The following is a 17,637-nucleotide window of genomic DNA, read 5'->3' on the forward strand; positions in this document are numbered from 1 at the left end:
TGGACCGGTCGGGATATCTGGGCGTGATCAACGACTACGGCGCGCCCCCGCGTGCCGCGATCGATGTCCACTGCCACACCCCGGCGGGCCTGCGGGGCGACAGCGAGTCCGGCGTGGAGTGCCTGCGGCGGCCGGTCCAGGAGCCGGCTGAGTTCCTCCGCCGCGCCGTGGCCCTCGGCCCCGGCGCGGCGGAGGCGGTCTCGGTACGGGCGGAGGGGACGCCCCGCCACGACATGACGATCTCCGGCCGCTACCCTCTGGCTATGTTGACCCATGAAGGGGAGATCACCGTCCCCGTTGACCTGTGCCTTCCGGACGGGCGGCTCAACCCTGGGGCGGTGGGCTGGACGCGGCGTCCGCTGCACCGGGCGAACCTGCGCGGCTGGGGGAGGGACAAGCGCTGGGAATACTGGGGGATCGTCACCCCGGGCCACGTGGTCGGGCTCGTGGCGTCGTCGCTGGACTACGCCGGGCTGCACGGCGTTTACGTGCTGGACCGCGCCACCGGCGTGGAGACCGTCAAGGACGTCGTGGTGCCGCTGGCACGCGGTGCCGTGCTGCCGGAGCGCAGCGGCGCCGGGCGAGCGTCCGTCCGCGGCGGCGGCGTGACGATCGACATCGACCAGCGTCCCGACGGCACCTCGCTGCGTGCCGTCGCGCCCGGCGTCGAGGTGGATCTCGACGTGCCGCTGCCGGAGGGGCACGAGTCGCTCGGCGTGGTGGTCCCCTGGGGGCCTCGCCGGTTCCAGTACACGGTCAAGGACGTCGGACGCCCGGTGCGCGGGCGGATCCGGCTGGAGTCCGGCGAGTACGCGGTGAGCGAGACGGACTCGTTCGCGGTGCTCGACCACGGCCGCGGCAAGTGGCCGTACTCGATCACCTGGAACTGGGCCGCGGGCAGCGGCCACGGCAGGGCGATCCAGCTCGGCGGGAAGTGGACCGACGGCACCGGCATGACGGAGAACGCGCTGTTCGTGGACGGACGGCTGCACAAGATCGGCGAGGAGCTGGCCTGGAGCTACGACCGGACGGACTGGCTGCGTCCGTGGCGGATCACCGGCTCACGGGTCGAGGTGGAGTTCCACCCCTTCCACGAGAAGGTGGCGCGCACCAACCTCGGTGTGGTGGGCAGTGAGACGCACCAGTGCTTCGGCCATTTCTCCGGGCGGGCGCGGACCGACGACGGCACGTGGGTCGACCTCGACGGCCTGGTCGGCTGGGCGGAGGAGGCCCGTAACCGCTGGTAGCCGGACCACGTGAGAACCGCCGCCGGCAGCCGGCCAGGCTCCGGCCGGCGGGCGTGCGAGCCGCCCTCTCGCACGGGTGTTGACTTGAACACACAGTGAACTGTCAGGAAAGATGAGTAGCCTCTTCCGGCATGAACTGGCAGCGTACGGTCAACAACGCCCTGGTCAGATTCACCGGATTCCAGCTTAACCGGGTAGGGAAAGCAGGACCCACGCCCGCCGCGGCCCCCGCCGGTGCGGAGAAGGCTCTTGTACGGCCGCCGGCCGACCCGGCGGCGGACCGGCTGCTGACCGCGCCGATCTTCATCCTCTCTCCGGTCAGGTCCGGCTCCACGCTGCTGCGGGCGGTGCTCAACGCCCACTCGATGCTGCACGCCCCGCACGAGCTGCACGTGCGCCGGTTGACCGTGGGCTTCGGCACCTCGCTGTCCGAGAAGGCGATGGACGCCCTCGGCCACAACCGGGCCGACCTGGAGCACCTGCTGTGGGACCGGGTGCTCCACCGGGAGCTGGTGCGCAGCGGTAAGTCCTTCGTCGTGGACAAGACCCCGGCCAACGCCTTCGCCTTCGAACGCATCGCCACCTGCTGGCCCGACGCCCGCTTCGTCTTCCTGCTGCGCCACCCCGCCTCCGTCGCGAGGTCCTGGCACGAGGCCGCCCCGGACCGGCGGAACGCGGAGGAGGCCGCCGCCGACGCCCTGCGCTACATGAAGGCCGTGCAGCGGGCCCGCCGCGCCCTCACCGGCCTGACGGTCCGCTACGAGGACCTGACCGGTGACCCGGAGACCGAGACCCGGCGCGTCTGCGACTTCCTCGACGTCCCGTGGGAACCCGGGATGCTCTCCTACGGCGAGCAGGCGGTGATCCAGAAGGGCCTCGGCGACTGGAAGGACAAGATCCAGTCGGGGGTCGTGCAGCGAGGGCGTGACCTCCCGACGTCCGAGCAGATCCCCGAGATCCTGCGGCCGATCTCCGTCACCTGGGGTTACCTGGCGGGCTCATGAGGATCCGCTACATGCTCCTGCACGCCTACGGGATGGGCGGCACGATCCGCACCGTGGTCAACCAGGCCAACGCGATGGCCGCCGCCGGGCACGACGTCGAGATCGTCAGCGCGGTACGGCGCCGCGACACCCCCAGGTTCCGCATCGACCCGCGCGTCGAGGTCACCGCGCTGACGGACCAGCGCGGCGGCGTGCGCGCCGACTCGCTGGGCCGCAGGGTCTGGCGGCGGGTCCGCGGGAAGATCGTTCCCCATGGCGAGTTCGCGGCGTCCTACTTCACCGAGCGGGTGGAGCGGGCCGTCATCGACTACGTCTCCGCGCTGGAGGACGGCATCCTGGTCACCACCCGCCCGGCACTGAACCTCATCTCCGCCCGCCGTACTCCCGCGAGCGTGGTGCGGATCGCGCAGGAGCACATGAACCTGGCCACCCACCCCGAAAGCGTCCGCAGGGAGATCGCCCGCCACTACGGCCGCCTGGACGCGGTCGCGGTGCTCACCGGGACCGACCGCAAGGACTACCAGGCGCTGCTGCCCGGCACCCCGGTCGTGCGGATCCCCAACGCGGTCCACACCCTCGACCAGACGCCGTCGCGACAGGAGAACCGGCTCGTGATCGCCGCCGGGCGCCTCGTCACCCAGAAGGGGTTCGACCTGCTCATCCCGGCGTTCGAACAGGTCGTGCGCCACCATCCGGACTGGCGGCTGCGCATCTACGGCACCGGCCCGAAGAAGGCCGAGCTGCGCGCGCTCATCAAGGAGCACCGTCTCGCCGACAACGTCACCCTGATGGGGCGCAGCGACCGGCTGGACGAGGAACTGGCCCAGGCCTCCCTGTACGTGCTCAGCTCCCGGTTCGAGGGGTTGCCGATGGTGATGATCGAGGCGATGTCCCACGCGCTGCCGGTCGTCGCCTTCGACTGCCCGACCGGTCCGCGCGACGTCATCACCGAGGAGGTCGACGGGCTGCTCGTGCCGCCCCGGGACGTCGACGCGCTGGCGGCGGCCGTCAACCGCCTCATCGACGATCGGGAACTGCGGCGGCGGATGGGCGCCGCGGCCGTGCGGACCGCGCGGGACTACGCCCCCGAGGCCGTCACCCCGCTGTGGGAGAGGTTGTTCACCGAACTCCTGCGGGCCGAGCCCCCCACCGCGGAGCGCTGAACGCCCGCCCTCCGGGGGCGGCGTGGTCATGAGAACTCGAAGTTAACAGTTCTGACCAAACTGACCTCATTCTGACCAAACTGACCGCCGTGCAGATTGCACGGAAGGATGAGGGTGAGGTTCACTTATTAAAGAGTGATCTGCATGAGCCGGCAGGAAATCGATACGGCCGAACGGCCTGATTGAATCCGCGCCCGAGTGAGTTTTTCCGGTAAAAGCAGCGTTCGTTCTCTCTTTCTTCGCGCGCCCGGATGCCACCGCCTGTCTCCGTGATATCCGGGGCCCGTCATTCAGTAACGTACCGAAGGAGTCCGCTGGGATGCCGCTTGCCCTGCTCGCGCTCACGTTGAGTTCTTTTGGGATCGGGACCACCGAATTCGTGGTCATGGGACTGCTTCCCAACGTCGCCGGCGATCTGTCGGTCAGCATCACGACAGCCGGCTTCCTCATCTCCGGATACGCGCTGGGCGTCGTCGTGGGGGGACCGCTGCTGGTCGCGGCCGGCATACGCATGCCCCGCAAGAGCATGCTGCTCATCCTGATGTTGATCTTCATCTTCGGCAACCTGCTGTCGGCCCTGGCGCCCGGCTACGCGCTGCTGATGCTGGGACGCGTCACGACCGCGATCTGCCACGGCGCCTTCCTCGGAGTCGCCTCCGTCGTGGCCGCCGACCTGGTCGACGACAGCAGGAAGGCCCGCGCGATCGCGATGGTCTTCACCGGGGGTGCCGCCGCCAACGTCGTCGGGGCGCCCCTGGGAACCTGGGTCGGGCAGAACTTCGGGTGGCGTGTCACCTTCTGGATGCTCGTCGGCATCGGGCTGGTCGGCCTCGCCGGCATCGCCCGGCTGATCCCCAGGCAGCCGTCCCGGGCGGACGCCCGGGTGGGCCGGGAGCTGGCGGTCTTCCGCCGGCCGCAGGTGGGGCTCGCGCTGGCCATGACGGCGCTGAGCCTCGGCGCGCTGTTCGCCTCCTTCACCTACGTCGCGCCGATGCTGACCGAGGTGACCGGCTACTCGGAGGAGGCGCTCACCCCCCTGCTCGCCCTCTTCGGCATCGGGCTGGTCGTGGGCAACACGCTCGGCGGCCGTTACGCGGACCGCGCGCTGATCCCCACCCTCGCCACCGCGCTGGCCGCGCTCACGGCCGTGCTGGCCGTGTTCACCTTCACCGCCGGCTACCAGGTGCCGGCGGCGATCACCTTCGCGCTGCTGGGCGTCGCCGGGTTCGCCACCGTCCCGGGGCTGATGACCCGGGTGATCAGCAAGGCCGAGGGGGCGCCGACCCTCGCGGCGGTGGTCACGGTCTCCGCCTCCAACGTCGGCATCGCCCTGGGCGCCTACCTCGGAGGCCTGAGCATCGACGCCGACCTCGGTTACACCTCGCCCAACTGGATCGGCGCGATCATGGCGGCCGCCGCGCTCGCGCTGACCGTCGCGTCCGGCGCGCTGGACAAGCGCGGCGGGCGACGGGGTGACCTCGTCACGGAAGGCGGCGAGCCGGTCCCGGCGTCCTCCCAGGGCGACGGCTCCCGGTAGCCCCCTTCCGACACGACACAGAGGCGACGCCCCCCGGCGATCCCCTCCCGACACGGGCGACAGCCCCGGTAGCCCTCTTCCGACACATCACGGCACGGCGGTCCTCCCGCGCGGCGGGCCCCGTGCCGCGGATCCGTACGCCCGCATCGTCTCGCAGATCATCGGTCCTCCCGGCCAGGACCCTGTTCCAACGCTGTCCGGTCACATGCGTTCGCCAGCCCCAGCGAGCCCGACTCCGACAATGTTCGCCCGATTTCCGCAGCGACGAATTCGACTGCGGCGAAGGCGAAGGACAATCAGCGAAGGATACGCATGCTCACAAAAGTCTCCACCCGGCCCCACGTCTTCGAAACCATCGAGAACAGGCTCCGGGAGCTGAAAAGCAACGGCCTGTACCGGCATTACCTCCCCACCGCGCACATGGCGGCCAGTCCGGGCCAGACGCTGCGCATGGGGGAAGAGGTCCAGGTGTGGTGCAGTAACGATTATCTCGGCCTGAGCCAGCACCCGGATCTCATCAGGGCGCAGATCGAGTCGACCGCGCTGCACGGCACCAGCATGGGCGGCTCGCGCAACATCGGCGGCACGAGCACCACGCACGTCGCGCTGGAGTCCGAGCTGGCCGGCTGGCACGGCAAGGAGCGCGCGCTCATCTTCTCCAGCGGCTACGTGGCCAACTTCGAGACGCTCAGCGTGCTGCTGTCGGCGGTTCCGGACATGGTGGTCCTCTCCGACGAGAACAACCACCGCTCCCTGATCGAGGGGATCCGCCGAGCGAGCTGCGAAAAACGGATATTTCCACATAACGACCTGGTCGAGCTCGAACGCTGCCTGGCCGAGTACGACGGGTCGCGGCCCAAGATGATCGTGTTCGAGTCGGTGTACTCGATGGACGCCGACGCGTCCCCGATCAGCGCGATATGCGACCTGGCGCAGAAGTACAACGCCCTGACCTACCTCGACGAGACACACGCCATCGGGGTCAAGGGCCCGACCGGCGCGGGGATCTGCGAGGAGATCGGGGAGACCCGGCCGACCTTCGTCCAGGGCGTCTTCGGCAAGGCCATCGGGACGGTCGGCGGATACGTCGCGGGGCCCGACGCGGCCCTGGACTACGTGCGCTCCTACGCGCCCGGCTTCATCTTCACGACCTCCCTTCCGCAGGCGTGCATGGACGCCACGCTGAAGGGCCTCGAACTCGTACGGCACGGCACCGACCTGCGCCGGGCGCTGACCGACAACTCGCTCCGGATGAAGGCCGCCCTGCGGTCGGCGGACATCCCGTTCATCGACGGGGAGCACCACATCATCCCGGTGACGGTGCCCGGCGGCGACCGGGTCAGGAAGGTGGCCGACCTCCTCCTGGAGGACCACCTCATCTACGTCCAGCCGATCAACTTCCCGTCCGTCCCCCTCGGGACGGAGCGGCTGCGCGTCACCGTCGCCCCGTACCGGACAGCCGAACAGATCGAGCACTTCGCATACGCCCTGGAATCGTGCCTCGCCCGCGCGTGAATCAAGGAGACGGCAGTGGACAAGATCGACCTCATCCCCTCCATCGGCACCGAACTGACCGGCGTCACCTATGAGGACCTGCGGAAGGACGACGTTCTCGACGAGTTCGTCGACACTCTCCACCAGCGCGAACTGGTGATCATCCGCGGGATCGAGCTGACGCCGGAGCAGCACGTGGACCTGGCGGCCCGCATCGGGAAGCCGATCCCCTTCGTGCTGGAGCAGTACCGGTACCCGGAGCTGCCGGAGATCATGATCTCCTCCAACGAGGTGCGGGACAACAAGTCCATCGGCGTGGCCCGGGTCGGCAACTTCTGGCACCAGGACTCGTCCTTCGTGGCGAAGCCCGCCGAGTACACCATGCTGCACGGTGTGAACGTCCCGCAGACCAGCGGCCACACCCTGTTCGCCAGCGCCGTCGACGTCTACGACCGCCTGCCCGGCGACTGGAAGGAGAAGATCGACGGCCGCAAGGCGTGGCACACCGTGGTCAAGCGCCTGCGCATCCGCAGCGAGCACGTGGGGCTGTCGACGGCCGAGTACAAGGCCTGGATCGAGGAGAGGCACCCGAAGGTCGAGCACCCGCTGGTACGGCGGGACCCCTTCAGCAAGAGGAGCTACCTGTACGGCGCCCCCGAGTACCTGGACGCGGTGCAGGGCTTCGACGCCAACGAGAACGAGGCCTTCTTCACCCTGCTCGACAGCCTCATCCAGGACCCGGAGCACGTCTACACCCACCGCTGGACCCCCAAGGACCTCGTGGTGTGGAAGACCGCCACGACCCTGCACGCGGCGACCGACGTCGAACCCGGCGTCTCGCGGACCGTGCACCGAGTCAGCATCGAAGCCGAGTAGCCGTGGGCGGAATAGCCGGCCTGGAGGTGGCCTTCCCGGCTTCGCGCGTCAGCGCGCAGCACATGTCCGCCCTGTCGGGCGTCCCGGTCCCCGACATCCTGAAGATCACCCATACCGGGGACTTCCCGGTCCTCGGCCCGGGCGAGCAGTCATGGGAGCTGACGCTCGAGGCGGCCAGAGCGGTCCTGAAGCGCACGCAGGTGGAGCCCGCCGCCATCCGGCAGGTGATATTCGCCGGCTCCGGCGAGTGGGACGTCCCGTTCTGGTCACCGGCGGCCAGAGTGGCCGCCGAGCTCGGCGTCGAGCGCGCCCACTGCTTCGAGATCGCCAACTTCTGCAACGCCGGGATGACGGCGATCCAGGTCGGACTGGACCGGATCGCGGCGGGCGGCGCCGGGTACGCGCTGGTGCTCATCGGTGACCGTCTGGGCACGATGGTCGACTACGGCGATCCCGCCTCGAAGGCGCTGTTCAACCTGGGAGACGCCGCCGCGGCGGTCCTCCTGGCGCGCGACGGCTACGCGTTCGAGGTGCTGCACTCGGCCATGCGGACCGATCCGAGCTGGTCGGACTACTACGTCGGCGAGCACCGGCCCGACCGGGTCGTGATCCGCCGTGCCGGGCACCGCGGCGGTCTCGCCGCGGCCTATGTGAAGAACTTCGCCTCGCTCATCGGCGAGACGCTGGGCGCGCTCGGCAGGGAGGTGCCGGACGTGGCCTTCTTCCTGATCAACCAGGGTGACCGTGCCATGCACGAGCGGCTCCTGCGGGAGACCGGCATCCCGGCGGACCGCAGCGTCTTCAACTACGACCGGCTGGGTCACATGGGCGGGGCGGACACCATGATCGCGCTCCGCGGGCTGATGGACGACAACAGGCTGCGCCCCGGCGACCTGGTCCTGCTCGCCACCAGCGCCATGGGCTTCAGCTGGGGCATCACGGCCCTGGAGTACCAGCCGCACAGTCAGGTGTGATCTTCGCGGGACCGGCTCCGGCCTCCCACGGCACGGAGCCCGGCCTCCCACGGCAGAGAAAGGTTGGACATGCGACACGATCCCTATGGTGAAGGCGTCCTGAGCAAGGACATCCCGACCGAACTGCGACGGCTCCAGCTGCTGGAGAACGCCCTGGACCCGCTGAGCATCGCGGCCATCGAGAAACTCCCCCTCGGCTCCACCCCGCGATGCCTGGACATGGCGTCGGGGGCGGGTTCCATGTCCTACTGGCTCGCCGACCGCTACCCGGGCGGGAGCGTGGTGTCGGCGGACATCGACCCGCGCTACCTCGACCGGGAGCGTGCGCCGAACCTGACGGTGCGCACCTTCGACATCCGCGAGGAGGATTTCCCCCAGGGCTCCTTCGACCTCATACATGCCCGCTCCGTGCTCAAGCACCTGCCCGAGCGCGAGGAGGTGCTGGCCCGTTTCGCCGACTGGCTGGCGCCGGGCGGATGGCTGGCCATCGTGGACGGCTACTGGTTCCCCTCCGACGACACGGCCCATCCGGAGTGGGGCGGGGTCCTGCGGGCGATCGTCGAGCAGATGAACTCGCAGGGCGGCGACATGCGCTGGACCCGGCGCCTGCCCGGACTCGTCGCCCGCCTGGGGCTCACGGACGTCAGCGTGCGGCTGACGCCCTCGCTCGCGGGGTGGGAGGGGTGGGGTGAGCAGCTCCACGAGTGGATCCGCCCGACGATCCGGCAGACGGGGCCGACCCTGGTGCGCAAGGGCTATGTCACCGCGGAGGAGGTCGAGCGGTTCCTGGAGGCCGAGGACGGCCCGCACATGGCCGAGTGGTTCGGCGTGGTGGCGTCGGTCGTGGGCCGCGTGCCGTGACGGCCCCGCAGGAGACGGTCCGGCGGCTGGGCTATGAGGACTTCGCCGCCTGCCTCGCCCTGGCGCAGGACCGCGGCTGGCCCGCCGAGTACCGCGCGTGGGATCTGCTGTTCGCCTTCGGCGAGGTGTACGGGATCGACGATCCCGGCGGAGGGCTGGCCGCGGTGATCGCGCTGGTCCGGTACGGCGACCGGCTGGCCAACCTCGGCGGCCTGCTGGTCGCGCACCGGCACGGCCGGCGGGGTCTCGGCGGGCTGCTGATGAGATACGCGACGGAACGCGCCGGGACCGCGAGCGTCTGGCTGACCGCGACCGAGTACGGCCGGCAGATGTACGAGGGCCTCGGCTTCCGGGCGACCGGCACGTGCACCAGGTACGCCGGGCACCTGCGGCCGGGCGATCAGCCGGGGCGGTGGTCGCGGGAGGCGGAGCCGTCCGACCTTCCGGAGATCATCGCCCTGGACGCCGAGGTCTTCGGTGCCCGCCGTACCGAGGTGGTCGCCTGCCTGTTCTCGGTCGCCGAGCAGATCCGGCTGGTCGGAGGGCCGGCGGGCATCCGCGGGTTCGCGGGGGTCTGGCGCGGGGTCGACGGTCCCGTCGTCGGGCCGGTGATCGCCGAGGACTCGGACACCGCGGCGGCCCTGCTGTCCGGCCTGGCCCCGGCGATCGAGGGTCCGGTACGGATCGACCTCTACGGCCACCGGCCGAAGCTGCGGGCCTGGTTGGAGGAGCACGGCCTCCGGGATGCGGGCGGCACGACGGTCATGGTCTACGGCGACGACCCTCCCGGCGACCGCGCCCGGCTGTTCGCACCGGTGACGAGGGCGATCGGCTGATCACCGCGGTCCGGGCGAGAGACGTCCCGGGGTGCGGCCGGGACGGTGTGCGCGCCCGGGGGTCTCCTCGCGACGGCGAGACGAGGAGCCCCCGGGCGGCGCGCCGCTACGGGAGAGCCGGCGCGTCGCAGAGGTCAGCGCGTCACGGGGGGCAGCGCGTCACGGGGGGCAGCGCGTCGCGGAGGTCAGCGCGTCACGGGGGGCTGGGACAGGAGGCTCTCCATCCGGCCGGCGAGAGCCCGGACGCGAGGGGCCGCGCCCGCGTGCCGCCCGAGCTCGCCGAGTGTCTCCTGCAGCGCGACGCGGATCATGTTGATGAGCTTTTCGGGCTTCAGGTCGAAGACGGGCCCGACCGCCCCGGCCGCCTCGTCGACCTCTCCATACCGCAGGTGGGCGCGGAAGGCGTCTATGCGGGTGAGGGCCTCCACGCCGTAGAAGCGCCGGTTCGGCGCGAGCGCCTCGAAGTGGTCGAAGAAGCCGCAGAACCCCTGCAGCGCCCGGTCCGGCTGGTTCAGCGCGAGGTAGGTGGCGCCGACGAGATAGGACTGCCTGTCCTTCTGCAGCACAAAAAGGCCGCCCTCACGCGCGGGGACGTCGCGTCGCACGTCCATCCAGCCGGATATCGCGTGCTGGGCCTCCTTCTCCTGCCCGATGGCGGCCCACGAGCGGGCCCGCAGGAGCTTGAGGAAGGCGTCGAGGCCGTCGTCCGCCCCGTACGTCAGCCCCTCGGCGGTGCGCTGGGCCGCCTCCATGTAGTCGCCCATCCAGAAGGCCTGCCTGGCCTGCGTGAGGCGGACCCAGCGCCGCGCCTCATGGTGGTCGGCCAGCTCGGCCAGCTCCCACGCGGCCGAGGCGTGGTTCTGGGCGGCCCTCGGGTCGCCGAGGTCGTCGGCCATCCACGCGAGCAGCGCGCAGCTCTTCGCCCCGAGTGAGAGCAGTTCCCGCTTCTGGGAGGGCCGCTGGGGCCCCGCCAGGGACGTGGCGATGCGGTCGCGCAGGAGAACCGCCCGGTGGATGAGCGAGCTCGGCGGCACGTGGAAGTACGAGACGGAGATGGCCGTGAGCTCGCTGTCCACCCGTTCCAGGGCGGCCTCGTCCATATTGGTCACCGAGACGCGCCTGGCCAGCCTGATCGAATCGCAGGAATCCCTGATCAAAGGCGTGAGATCGGAATGGTCCGGGGAAGCGCCCGGAGGGTCGCCGGAAGGCCCGATCACCCGGGAGCCGAGGCTTGACATGAATCGGTCAGGCCAGATCATGCTGACGTCGATCGTCTCGCCGAGACGTTCGGACAGGACTTTGGCCACCGCGTGAGGTATGTCGCGGCGCGGGAAAGCCCCTCTGAGCCAGTGATAGGGCGCCTTCGGGCTGACGCCCTCGCTGCCGCGAACATGGTTGATCTCTCGCGCGAGTTGCTCAGGCGACCAGCCCAATCGGTCCAGGAAGCCTTGGAGCTGCGTGGTAGCGCACACGAAAGACGCCTCCTCCTGCGCTGCTGCCGGATTCACCCACCGCTGCCGCACCGTGAGCTTAATCCACATCCAGCATACCGGACACAACCCACCGGTTTAGTATAGATTACTCGATCTTGATACGGATCGACACCCGCTCTCTTTCCCGCCGGGCACGCACGGTTCCGGAAAAGCTCCCGAGGTGCAAGGCGGCGCCACCGGCGGACATCCGGGACCCCGCGGACGCCGTCCGGCCCCTCGCCGGCCACCGCTCCGGCCAGACGCCTCCGCGCCGGACATCTCTCCGGCCCCGCGACGGCCGGAGGGGCGCCGCCCCGGCCGCCACCGCCGCCCAGACAGGTCGCGGAACACCGCCCGGACGGGCTCAAAGTTGTGGAATGAAGTATTCCGTTCTGATAGACTGAAGTCAGCACAGACTGCTTCGAAGGGAACATTTATGAGCACCGAGATCCGCCCCTTCCGCATCGAGATCTCCCAGGCCGATGTCGACGACCTTCGCGAGCGCCTCGCCCGCACCCGCTGGAGCGGCGAGATCCCCGGCGCCGGCTGGAGCCGGGGCGTGCCGGTGGACTACCTGAAGGGACTCGCCGACTACTGGGCCAACGGCTACGACTGGCGCGGGGCCGAGGCCCGCCTGAACGAGTTCCCGCAGTTCATCACCGAGATCGACGGGCAGGACATCCACTTCGCGCACGTGCGCTCGGCCAACCCCGACGCCACGCCGCTGCTGCTCATGCACGACTGGCCGGGCTCGTTCACGCAGTTCGCCGACGTCATCGAGCCGCTGTCGCAGGACTTCCACGTGATCGTCACCTCGACTCCGGGTGTCGGCTTCTCCGGCCCGCTCAGCGGCCCCGGCTGGAACACCGGCAGGATCGCCGGTGCGTTCGTCGAGCTGATGGCCCGCCTCGGCTACGACCGCTACGGCGTGCAGGGCGGCGGCGGAGGCGCCTGGATCGGGATCGAGATGGGCCGCCAGGCACCCGGCCACGTCATCGGCGTCCACCTCAACGGCCTGGTCACCTTCCCCTCCGAGGACCCGGCCGACTTCGCCGGCCTGACCGGGGCCGAGCAGGAGCGCCTGGCCCGGCTGCAGAACTTCCGTGACGACATGATGGGCTTCAACGTCCTCCAGTCCACCCGCCCGCAGACCCTCGCCTACGGCCTGCACGACTCGCCGGTGGGGCAGCTCGCCTGGATCACGGAGAAGTTCAAGGAGTGGACCGACGCGGCCGCCGAGCTGCCCGAGGACGCCGTGGGCCGCGACCACCTGCTGACCAACGTCAGCGTCTACTGGTTCACCGGCACCGCGGGCTCCTCGGCCAACCTCTACTACGAGATGGCTCACGACCCCAGCGCGTGGGCTCCCAAGGAGCGCGGAACCGTCCCCACCGGAGTGGCCGTCGCGCTCTCCACCGACGTCGCGATCCGCCGCTTCGCCGAGCGCGACAGCAATATCGTCCATTGGACCGAGTTCGAGCGCGGCGGCAACTTCCTCTCCCTGGAGCAGCCTGAGCTGCTGGTGAGCGACATCCGCGAGTTCTTCGGCAAGCTCGGCTGACGCCGGAACACGGCCGCAACCGATCTGTTACGTGTCAGCTCCCTTTCCCAGGGCACTCGTCCGTCAGCCGACCTACGCCGACCTACAGGGAGTGTGAACATGACGGTTACCGGCATCATCACCGCCATCGTCATCGGAGTCATCATCGGGGCCCTGGGCCGTCTGGTGGTCCCGGGCAAGCAGAACATTCCGATCTGGCTGACCATCGTGATCGGCATCGTCGCCGCACTCATCGGCACCGCCATCGCGGGCGCCCTGGGCGTGGCCTCGACCAGCGGCATCGACTGGATCGAGCTGCTCATCCAGATCGGTCTCGCGGCGGTCGGCGTGATCCTGACCGTGAGCCTGTACGGCAGGCGCCACGTCCGCTAAAGGATCCGCCGCACCACGGGTGACCGTGGGACGGACGACCGATCGGCGGCATCTGGCGGCCCCGGACCGGACGCGATTCGCGCCCGGACCGGGGCCTCCGCCATGCCAGAAGCGATGCACGACCCGGCCGGGGCCTCCGCCGTACCAGGAGCGATTCACGACCGGGCCGCAGCCTCCGCCGTACCGGGAGCGATTCACGGCCCCTTGGATCCGCACGGACCCGGGGCCTCCGCCGTACCGGGTGCCTCCGGGAACGCGGCGGCGGACGCGGCGGCGGGGACCGGGCTGCGGGATGGCAGGTCAGCGGCGGTGCCGACCCACTTGCTCCCGTATCGGGCGGAGGCGTTAACTGGATTGGAGTGCCGCACGACCCCGGTGTGAGAGGTGGCCGTGCGCGCCGGTGGACGACCCCGTCGCAGTGGTCCTCGCGGTGGCCCGCCGCCCACGCCGCGGTACGGGCACGGGACCCCGCGATCCCCGGATTCAGTGACACCGGCCGCCACCGTCGGCCGGCCCTCTCCGACAGCCGCCCCGCGGCCGAGGCAGGACACCATGGACTACCAGGAGTTCATCACGATCGTCGAGCAGGTCGCCGACATCTCGGGCGAGGAGGCGGAGAGCGTCGCCTGCCTGACCCTCCGCCTGCTCGCACGGCGCGTGACTCCCGGCGAGGCCGAAATTCTCGGTCAACGCCTTCCGGAGCGGCTGCGCCCGTGCCTCGAACCCGACGGTCCCCCCGAGAGGTTCCACGTCGACGAGTTCGTCCGGCGTGTCGCGGAGCACACCGGGATCGACGCCGGGACCGCCGCGGAGCAGGCGCGCGGCGTGCTCGCCGCGCTGTGGAGGGCGGTGGGCCCCGACGAGTTCGAGGACCTCCGCTCCGAGCTGCCCAAGGACTTCTGTCCGCTCATGGACACCGCGATGGCGGCGGCGCCTCCGCCGGCCGAGGACGAGCCGCCGTTCGCGGGCGGCCTCTCCTACGACGAGTTCCTCGACCGCGTCGCGGAACTCGCCGCGACCGACCGCGACCACGCGCACCGCGCCACAGAGGCGGTGCTGGACATGCTCGGCCTGCGGCTGTCCGCGGGCCAGGCCGACGACCTGCTGCCGCTGCTGCCCCTGCAGTTCCGTCCCGCCCTGCGACGGGGCGGGGCCCGCAGCCGCGGCGGGGCGGTGCCGCTGTCGCCCGACGTCTTCCTGCACGATGTCGCCAAGCGCGCCGGGGTCACCCGGGGGAACGCGACCAAGGACGTGCGAGCCGTGTTCGCGGTGCTGCGCGGAGCCGTCGGGGAGAAGGGGTACCACGACGCGATCGCCCGGCTCCCCGACGAGTACCGGCCGCTGCTGCAACCGGGTTAACCTCGTCAGGACCACCCGCGCCGGGCGGCGGCGTGTCGCGGCCTTCACGCCCGCCGCCCCCGCGCGTCCACCGGACCGGCCGCACCGTCAGCGTTCGGTCAGCGCTCCGTCAACGCGGTGGTCGAAGCTCCGTGCATGACCGTTCCCTCACCACGCAAGTGGGGCACGCTGGTGATCGCCTGCCTCGCCATGCTGCTGCTCGCCATCGACCTCACGGTGCTGCACCAGGCCGCGCCCAAACTGGTCGAGGAGATGCGTCCCTCGGCCCCCCAGTTCCTGTGGATCGTCGACGTGTACGGCTTCGCGCTGGCCGGGCTCCTGGTCACCATGGGCAATGTCGGCGACCGGATCGGACGGAGGCGGCTGCTGCTCGTCGGTATGACGGCCTTCGGGGCCGCCTCCGCCCTGACGGCCTACGCGCCGACTCCGGAGTGGCTCATCGCGGCACGGGCGCTGCTCGGCGTCGCCGGGGCCACCATCATGCCGTCGACCCTGTCGATGATCAGAAACGTCTTCACCGACCCGAGGGAGCGGACCGCCGCGGTCGGCGTCTGGAGCAGCGTCTCCGCGCTGGGCTTCGCCCTCGGTCCCGTGGTCGGCGGGGCGCTCCTCAACTCCTTCTGGTGGGGCTCCGTCTTCCTCGTCAACGTGCCGGTCGCCGTGCTGATCGTCGTCGTCGGATCCGTCGTGCTGCCCGAGTCGCGCAACCCGCGGCCGGGGCGGCTCGACCTGGTGAGCGTGCCGCTCTCCGTCGTCGGCGTCGTCGCCGCCGTCTACGCCCTCAAGTCCGCGGCCCACGACGGCGTCGCCGGGGCAGGCGTCTGGGTGGCCGCCGCCACCGGCCTCGTCTCGCTCGTCCTGTTCACCCGGCGGCAGACCCGGCTGGCGGAGCCCCTCATCGACGTCCGGCTCTTCGGCCACCGCGCCTTCTCCGGAGCGGTCGGGGCCAATGTCGTGTGCATCTTCTCGATGCTCGCCGCGTCGCTCGCCTTCGCCCAGTACTTCCAGCTCGTCCTGGGCTGGTCGCCTCTCATGTCGGGACTCGCCGGCCTGCCCGGCGGGCTGGGCGCGGCGGCGGGCGGGGCCCTGGCGGCCCCGCTGGTCACCGCCATCGGCCGGGCGCGGGTCGTCGCCCTGGGGCTGGGGCTGAGCGCCGCCGGATTCGTCCTGTACGGCCAGGTGGACATGGCCACGGGCTACGCGTACATGGTGACCGCGATGATCGTCGCCTCCATGGGCACCGGATTCACCTTCGCCGTCACCAACGACACCATCCTCGCCTCGGTCCCCAGAGAGCGCGCGGGCGCGGCGTCCGCGATCGCGGAGACCGCCCAGGAGATGGGCGGAGCGCTGGGCATCGCCGTACTCGGGAGCGTGCTGAACGGTGCCTACCGCAACAACCTGCGGCTCCCGGCCGAGGTGCCCGCCGATGCGGCGGACCAGATCCGGGAGTCGCTCGGCGGGGCGCTGGAGACCGCCGCCGCCCTGCCCGCGCGGCTGGCGGAGACGGTCGCCGAGACCGCCCGGCAGACGTTCGTCGACAGCATGCAGATGACCGTGATGACCGGTGCGGTCCTGCTGGCCCTCCTCGCGGTGGCCGCGCCGGCCGCCCTGCGCGGCGTCCCCAAGGTGATCGCCGAGGTGGACCTGGACGACCAGGGCAGAGCCCAGGACGGGCCCGTCGCGGCCCGGTAGCCGCCCCCGGGCACCCGCCGGCCGATTCCCGCGGGGGTCAGAAACTCACGCCTCTGCCGGATCTGAAGGGGACGAGCCAGGCGAAGACGACACCGCTGAAGTTCACCAGCATGACGTGCGCCATCTGGTGGCTGCCCTGCTCGGAGACCTCAAGCCGGACCACCGATCCCTTCTGCATCCATCCCGCCAGATCGTCCTCGGTGGGCGGGTCGCCGTGCAGGCGCAGCATCAGGTCGTGGGCCTGTCCGGCCATTCGGAGGTGGAGCTCGCACGTGGGCTCACTGTTCACCATTGATCTGCCGTCCAGGCGGAGTGGGCGCCGCGCAGTGGCTCGGCGCCGTCTTCCAGACTACGCCGCGCCCGTCCGGTCCCCGTGCGCCGGATCAGGCGGAAGGATTGTCCGAAACCCGGGTTCGAGCACACATGCCCCCCGGAAAGACGGCGTCCCTATTACCCACCCCGGGCGCGCTACCGAGGGGGAGGAATACATGAAGGCCATTCATATCGGACACCGGCAAGCGCCGGCGGCAATCCGCTCCACGAAAACGATTCCGCCCGCACGATCTGTCCTCTTGACACCTGGCCAGGGAACCGGAAACTCAACATGAGGCGAACACCAACCCCGCCCCAGGGAAATAACAGATCAACAGGAAAGACGGAAGACCGGTCGAGAGCACGGGATGCATGGAAATCTCTAGAGAAGTCCAGATATGGCCTGTTAGCGCCACAACCACAGGTCGGCGCGGGTCTAATTTCGGACAGACCCTATCGTGGCTTATGTATTATTTATAAACCAATAGCCATAAGTGCCAATTACTCAGCCCCTTTACCTTCCCAATAGATCACGGTCAGTCTAATATTTGGACCTATGTCATGGCGTGCATCAGATTTCCCAGATAGACAGGCTGGGCCCTCTGGCCGCGGTGGCGCTTCCCCCGAGCGCGAATCGGACCAGTCGCCGGACTGGCACCCCGAGCGGCTTGCCGCATTCGATTGGCGGAAGCTTATTCTGTCCGGGGCGATTTTATCGATCTTCGCCGGAGCCGGGCTCTGGCTCGCCACGAGAGACCACTCCGAACCCCAGGCCCTGGTCGCGAATCCCACCCCCCAGCCCTCCGACACCGGCTGGCAGGCGGTGGTCCCCCCGCCGCCGACGCCTTCCGTCCCGGCCCCCGAGGGCAAGAGC

15 protein-coding genes are annotated in these 17,637 nt (G+C 70.2%); 13 read left to right on the forward strand and 2 right to left on the reverse strand.

Going from position 1 to position 17,637, the window contains the following annotated elements:
• The first annotated feature begins 23 nt into the window (after positions 1–23).
• From CA984_RS00360 to CA984_RS00400, 9 genes are all read left to right on the forward strand, one after another.
• Positions 24–1,247, forward strand: a complete 1,224-nt coding sequence (locus CA984_RS00360; protein WP_341351693.1) for a DUF2804 domain-containing protein — start codon at positions 24–26, stop codon at positions 1,245–1,247.
• A 131-nt stretch (positions 1,248–1,378) separates the two neighbouring features.
• The gene (locus tag CA984_RS00365) at positions 1,379–2,251 is read left to right on the forward strand and encodes a sulfotransferase family protein (RefSeq protein ID WP_086566497.1); all 873 of its coding nucleotides are present in this window, start codon (positions 1,379–1,381) and stop codon (positions 2,249–2,251) included.
• Entirely contained in the window at positions 2,248–3,414 is a 1,167-nt protein-coding gene (locus tag CA984_RS00370; RefSeq protein WP_086566499.1) for a glycosyltransferase family 4 protein, read from the forward strand. The genes CA984_RS00365 and CA984_RS00370 overlap by 4 nt, the downstream gene beginning before the upstream one ends.
• Positions 3,415–3,733: 319 nt before the next feature.
• Complete coding sequence (locus CA984_RS00375) at positions 3,734–4,951, forward strand: MFS transporter (RefSeq protein WP_086566501.1); 1,218 nt, start codon at positions 3,734–3,736, stop codon at positions 4,949–4,951.
• A gap of 312 nt (positions 4,952–5,263) precedes the next feature.
• On the forward strand, positions 5,264–6,466 hold the full coding sequence (gene hemA / locus CA984_RS00380; protein WP_086566503.1) for a 5-aminolevulinate synthase: 1,203 nt from the start codon (positions 5,264–5,266) through the stop codon (positions 6,464–6,466).
• A gap of 15 nt (positions 6,467–6,481) precedes the next feature.
• Positions 6,482–7,321, forward strand: coding sequence for a TauD/TfdA dioxygenase family protein (locus CA984_RS00385; protein ID WP_086566505.1), 840 nt, complete (start codon positions 6,482–6,484; stop codon positions 7,319–7,321).
• A 2-nt stretch (positions 7,322–7,323) separates the two neighbouring features.
• Positions 7,324–8,295: a 3-oxoacyl-ACP synthase III family protein gene (locus CA984_RS00390; RefSeq protein ID WP_086566507.1), complete on the forward strand. Its 972-nt coding sequence runs from the start codon at positions 7,324–7,326 to the stop codon at positions 8,293–8,295.
• A 69-nt stretch (positions 8,296–8,364) separates the two neighbouring features.
• Positions 8,365–9,156: a class I SAM-dependent methyltransferase gene (locus tag CA984_RS00395; protein ID WP_086566509.1), complete on the forward strand. Its 792-nt coding sequence runs from the start codon at positions 8,365–8,367 to the stop codon at positions 9,154–9,156.
• Positions 9,153–9,992: a GNAT family N-acetyltransferase gene (locus CA984_RS00400; RefSeq protein WP_086566511.1), complete on the forward strand. Its 840-nt coding sequence runs from the start codon at positions 9,153–9,155 to the stop codon at positions 9,990–9,992. Before CA984_RS00395 ends, CA984_RS00400 begins: the two co-directional genes overlap by 4 nt.
• A gap of 185 nt (positions 9,993–10,177) precedes the next feature.
• Here the strand turns inward: CA984_RS00400 and CA984_RS00405 are convergent, their stop codons facing one another.
• Positions 10,178–11,533 carry an NsdA family TPR-like regulatory protein gene (locus CA984_RS00405; RefSeq protein ID WP_479725524.1) on the reverse strand — a complete coding sequence of 452 codons (1,356 nt, stop codon included), beginning with the start codon at positions 11,531–11,533 and terminating at the stop codon, positions 10,178–10,180.
• Positions 11,534–11,900: 367 nt separating this feature from the next.
• Between CA984_RS00405 and CA984_RS00410 the strand changes: the two genes are divergently transcribed.
• The 4 genes from CA984_RS00410 (at position 11,901) to CA984_RS00425 (ending at position 16,451) form a co-directional block, all read left to right on the forward strand.
• Positions 11,901–13,025, forward strand: a complete 1,125-nt coding sequence (locus tag CA984_RS00410; RefSeq protein ID WP_086566516.1) for an epoxide hydrolase family protein — start codon at positions 11,901–11,903, stop codon at positions 13,023–13,025.
• A 99-nt stretch (positions 13,026–13,124) separates the two neighbouring features.
• A complete protein-coding gene (locus CA984_RS00415) occupies positions 13,125–13,397 on the forward strand; it encodes a GlsB/YeaQ/YmgE family stress response membrane protein (protein WP_086566519.1) in 273 nt (90 codons plus the stop codon).
• A gap of 552 nt (positions 13,398–13,949) precedes the next feature.
• Complete coding sequence (locus tag CA984_RS00420; RefSeq protein ID WP_086566522.1) at positions 13,950–14,756, forward strand: DUF2267 domain-containing protein; 807 nt, start codon at positions 13,950–13,952, stop codon at positions 14,754–14,756.
• 135 nt (positions 14,757–14,891) lie between these two features.
• Complete coding sequence (locus tag CA984_RS00425) at positions 14,892–16,451, forward strand: MFS transporter (RefSeq protein ID WP_086566524.1); 1,560 nt, start codon at positions 14,892–14,894, stop codon at positions 16,449–16,451.
• 37 nt (positions 16,452–16,488) lie between these two features.
• Here the strand turns inward: CA984_RS00425 and CA984_RS45760 are convergent, their stop codons facing one another.
• Complete coding sequence (locus tag CA984_RS45760) at positions 16,489–16,743, reverse strand: hypothetical protein (RefSeq protein ID WP_165781047.1); 255 nt, start codon at positions 16,741–16,743, stop codon at positions 16,489–16,491.
• Positions 16,744–17,637: the final 894 nt, after the last annotated feature.

It is taken from the genome of Streptosporangium minutum (assembly GCF_002149035.1).
GTDB lineage: Bacteria > Actinomycetota > Actinomycetes > Streptosporangiales > Streptosporangiaceae > Streptosporangium > Streptosporangium minutum.

Bases quoted from the DNA above. Each gene is read 5' to 3' on its own strand.
- CA984_RS00410 (WP_086566516.1), top strand. From the start codon at position 11,901: ATGAGCACCGAGATCCGCCCCTTCCGCATCGAGATCTCCCAGGCCGAT.
- CA984_RS00375 (WP_086566501.1), top strand. From the start codon at position 3,734: ATGCCGCTTGCCCTGCTCGCGCTCACGTTGAGTTCTTTTGGGATCGGG.
- CA984_RS00420 (WP_086566522.1), top strand. From the start codon at position 13,950: ATGGACTACCAGGAGTTCATCACGATCGTCGAGCAGGTCGCCGACATC.
- CA984_RS00405 (WP_479725524.1), bottom strand. From the start codon at position 11,533: ATGTGGATTAAGCTCACGGTGCGGCAGCGGTGGGTGAATCCGGCAGCA.
- CA984_RS00425 (WP_086566524.1), top strand. From the start codon at position 14,892: ATGACCGTTCCCTCACCACGCAAGTGGGGCACGCTGGTGATCGCCTGC.
- hemA (WP_086566503.1), top strand. From the start codon at position 5,264: ATGCTCACAAAAGTCTCCACCCGGCCCCACGTCTTCGAAACCATCGAG.
- CA984_RS00365 (WP_086566497.1), top strand. From the start codon at position 1,379: ATGAACTGGCAGCGTACGGTCAACAACGCCCTGGTCAGATTCACCGGA.
- CA984_RS45760 (WP_165781047.1), bottom strand. From the start codon at position 16,743: ATGGTGAACAGTGAGCCCACGTGCGAGCTCCACCTCCGAATGGCCGGA.
- CA984_RS00415 (WP_086566519.1), top strand. From the start codon at position 13,125: ATGACGGTTACCGGCATCATCACCGCCATCGTCATCGGAGTCATCATC.
- CA984_RS00395 (WP_086566509.1), top strand. From the start codon at position 8,365: ATGCGACACGATCCCTATGGTGAAGGCGTCCTGAGCAAGGACATCCCG.
- CA984_RS00370 (WP_086566499.1), top strand. From the start codon at position 2,248: ATGAGGATCCGCTACATGCTCCTGCACGCCTACGGGATGGGCGGCACG.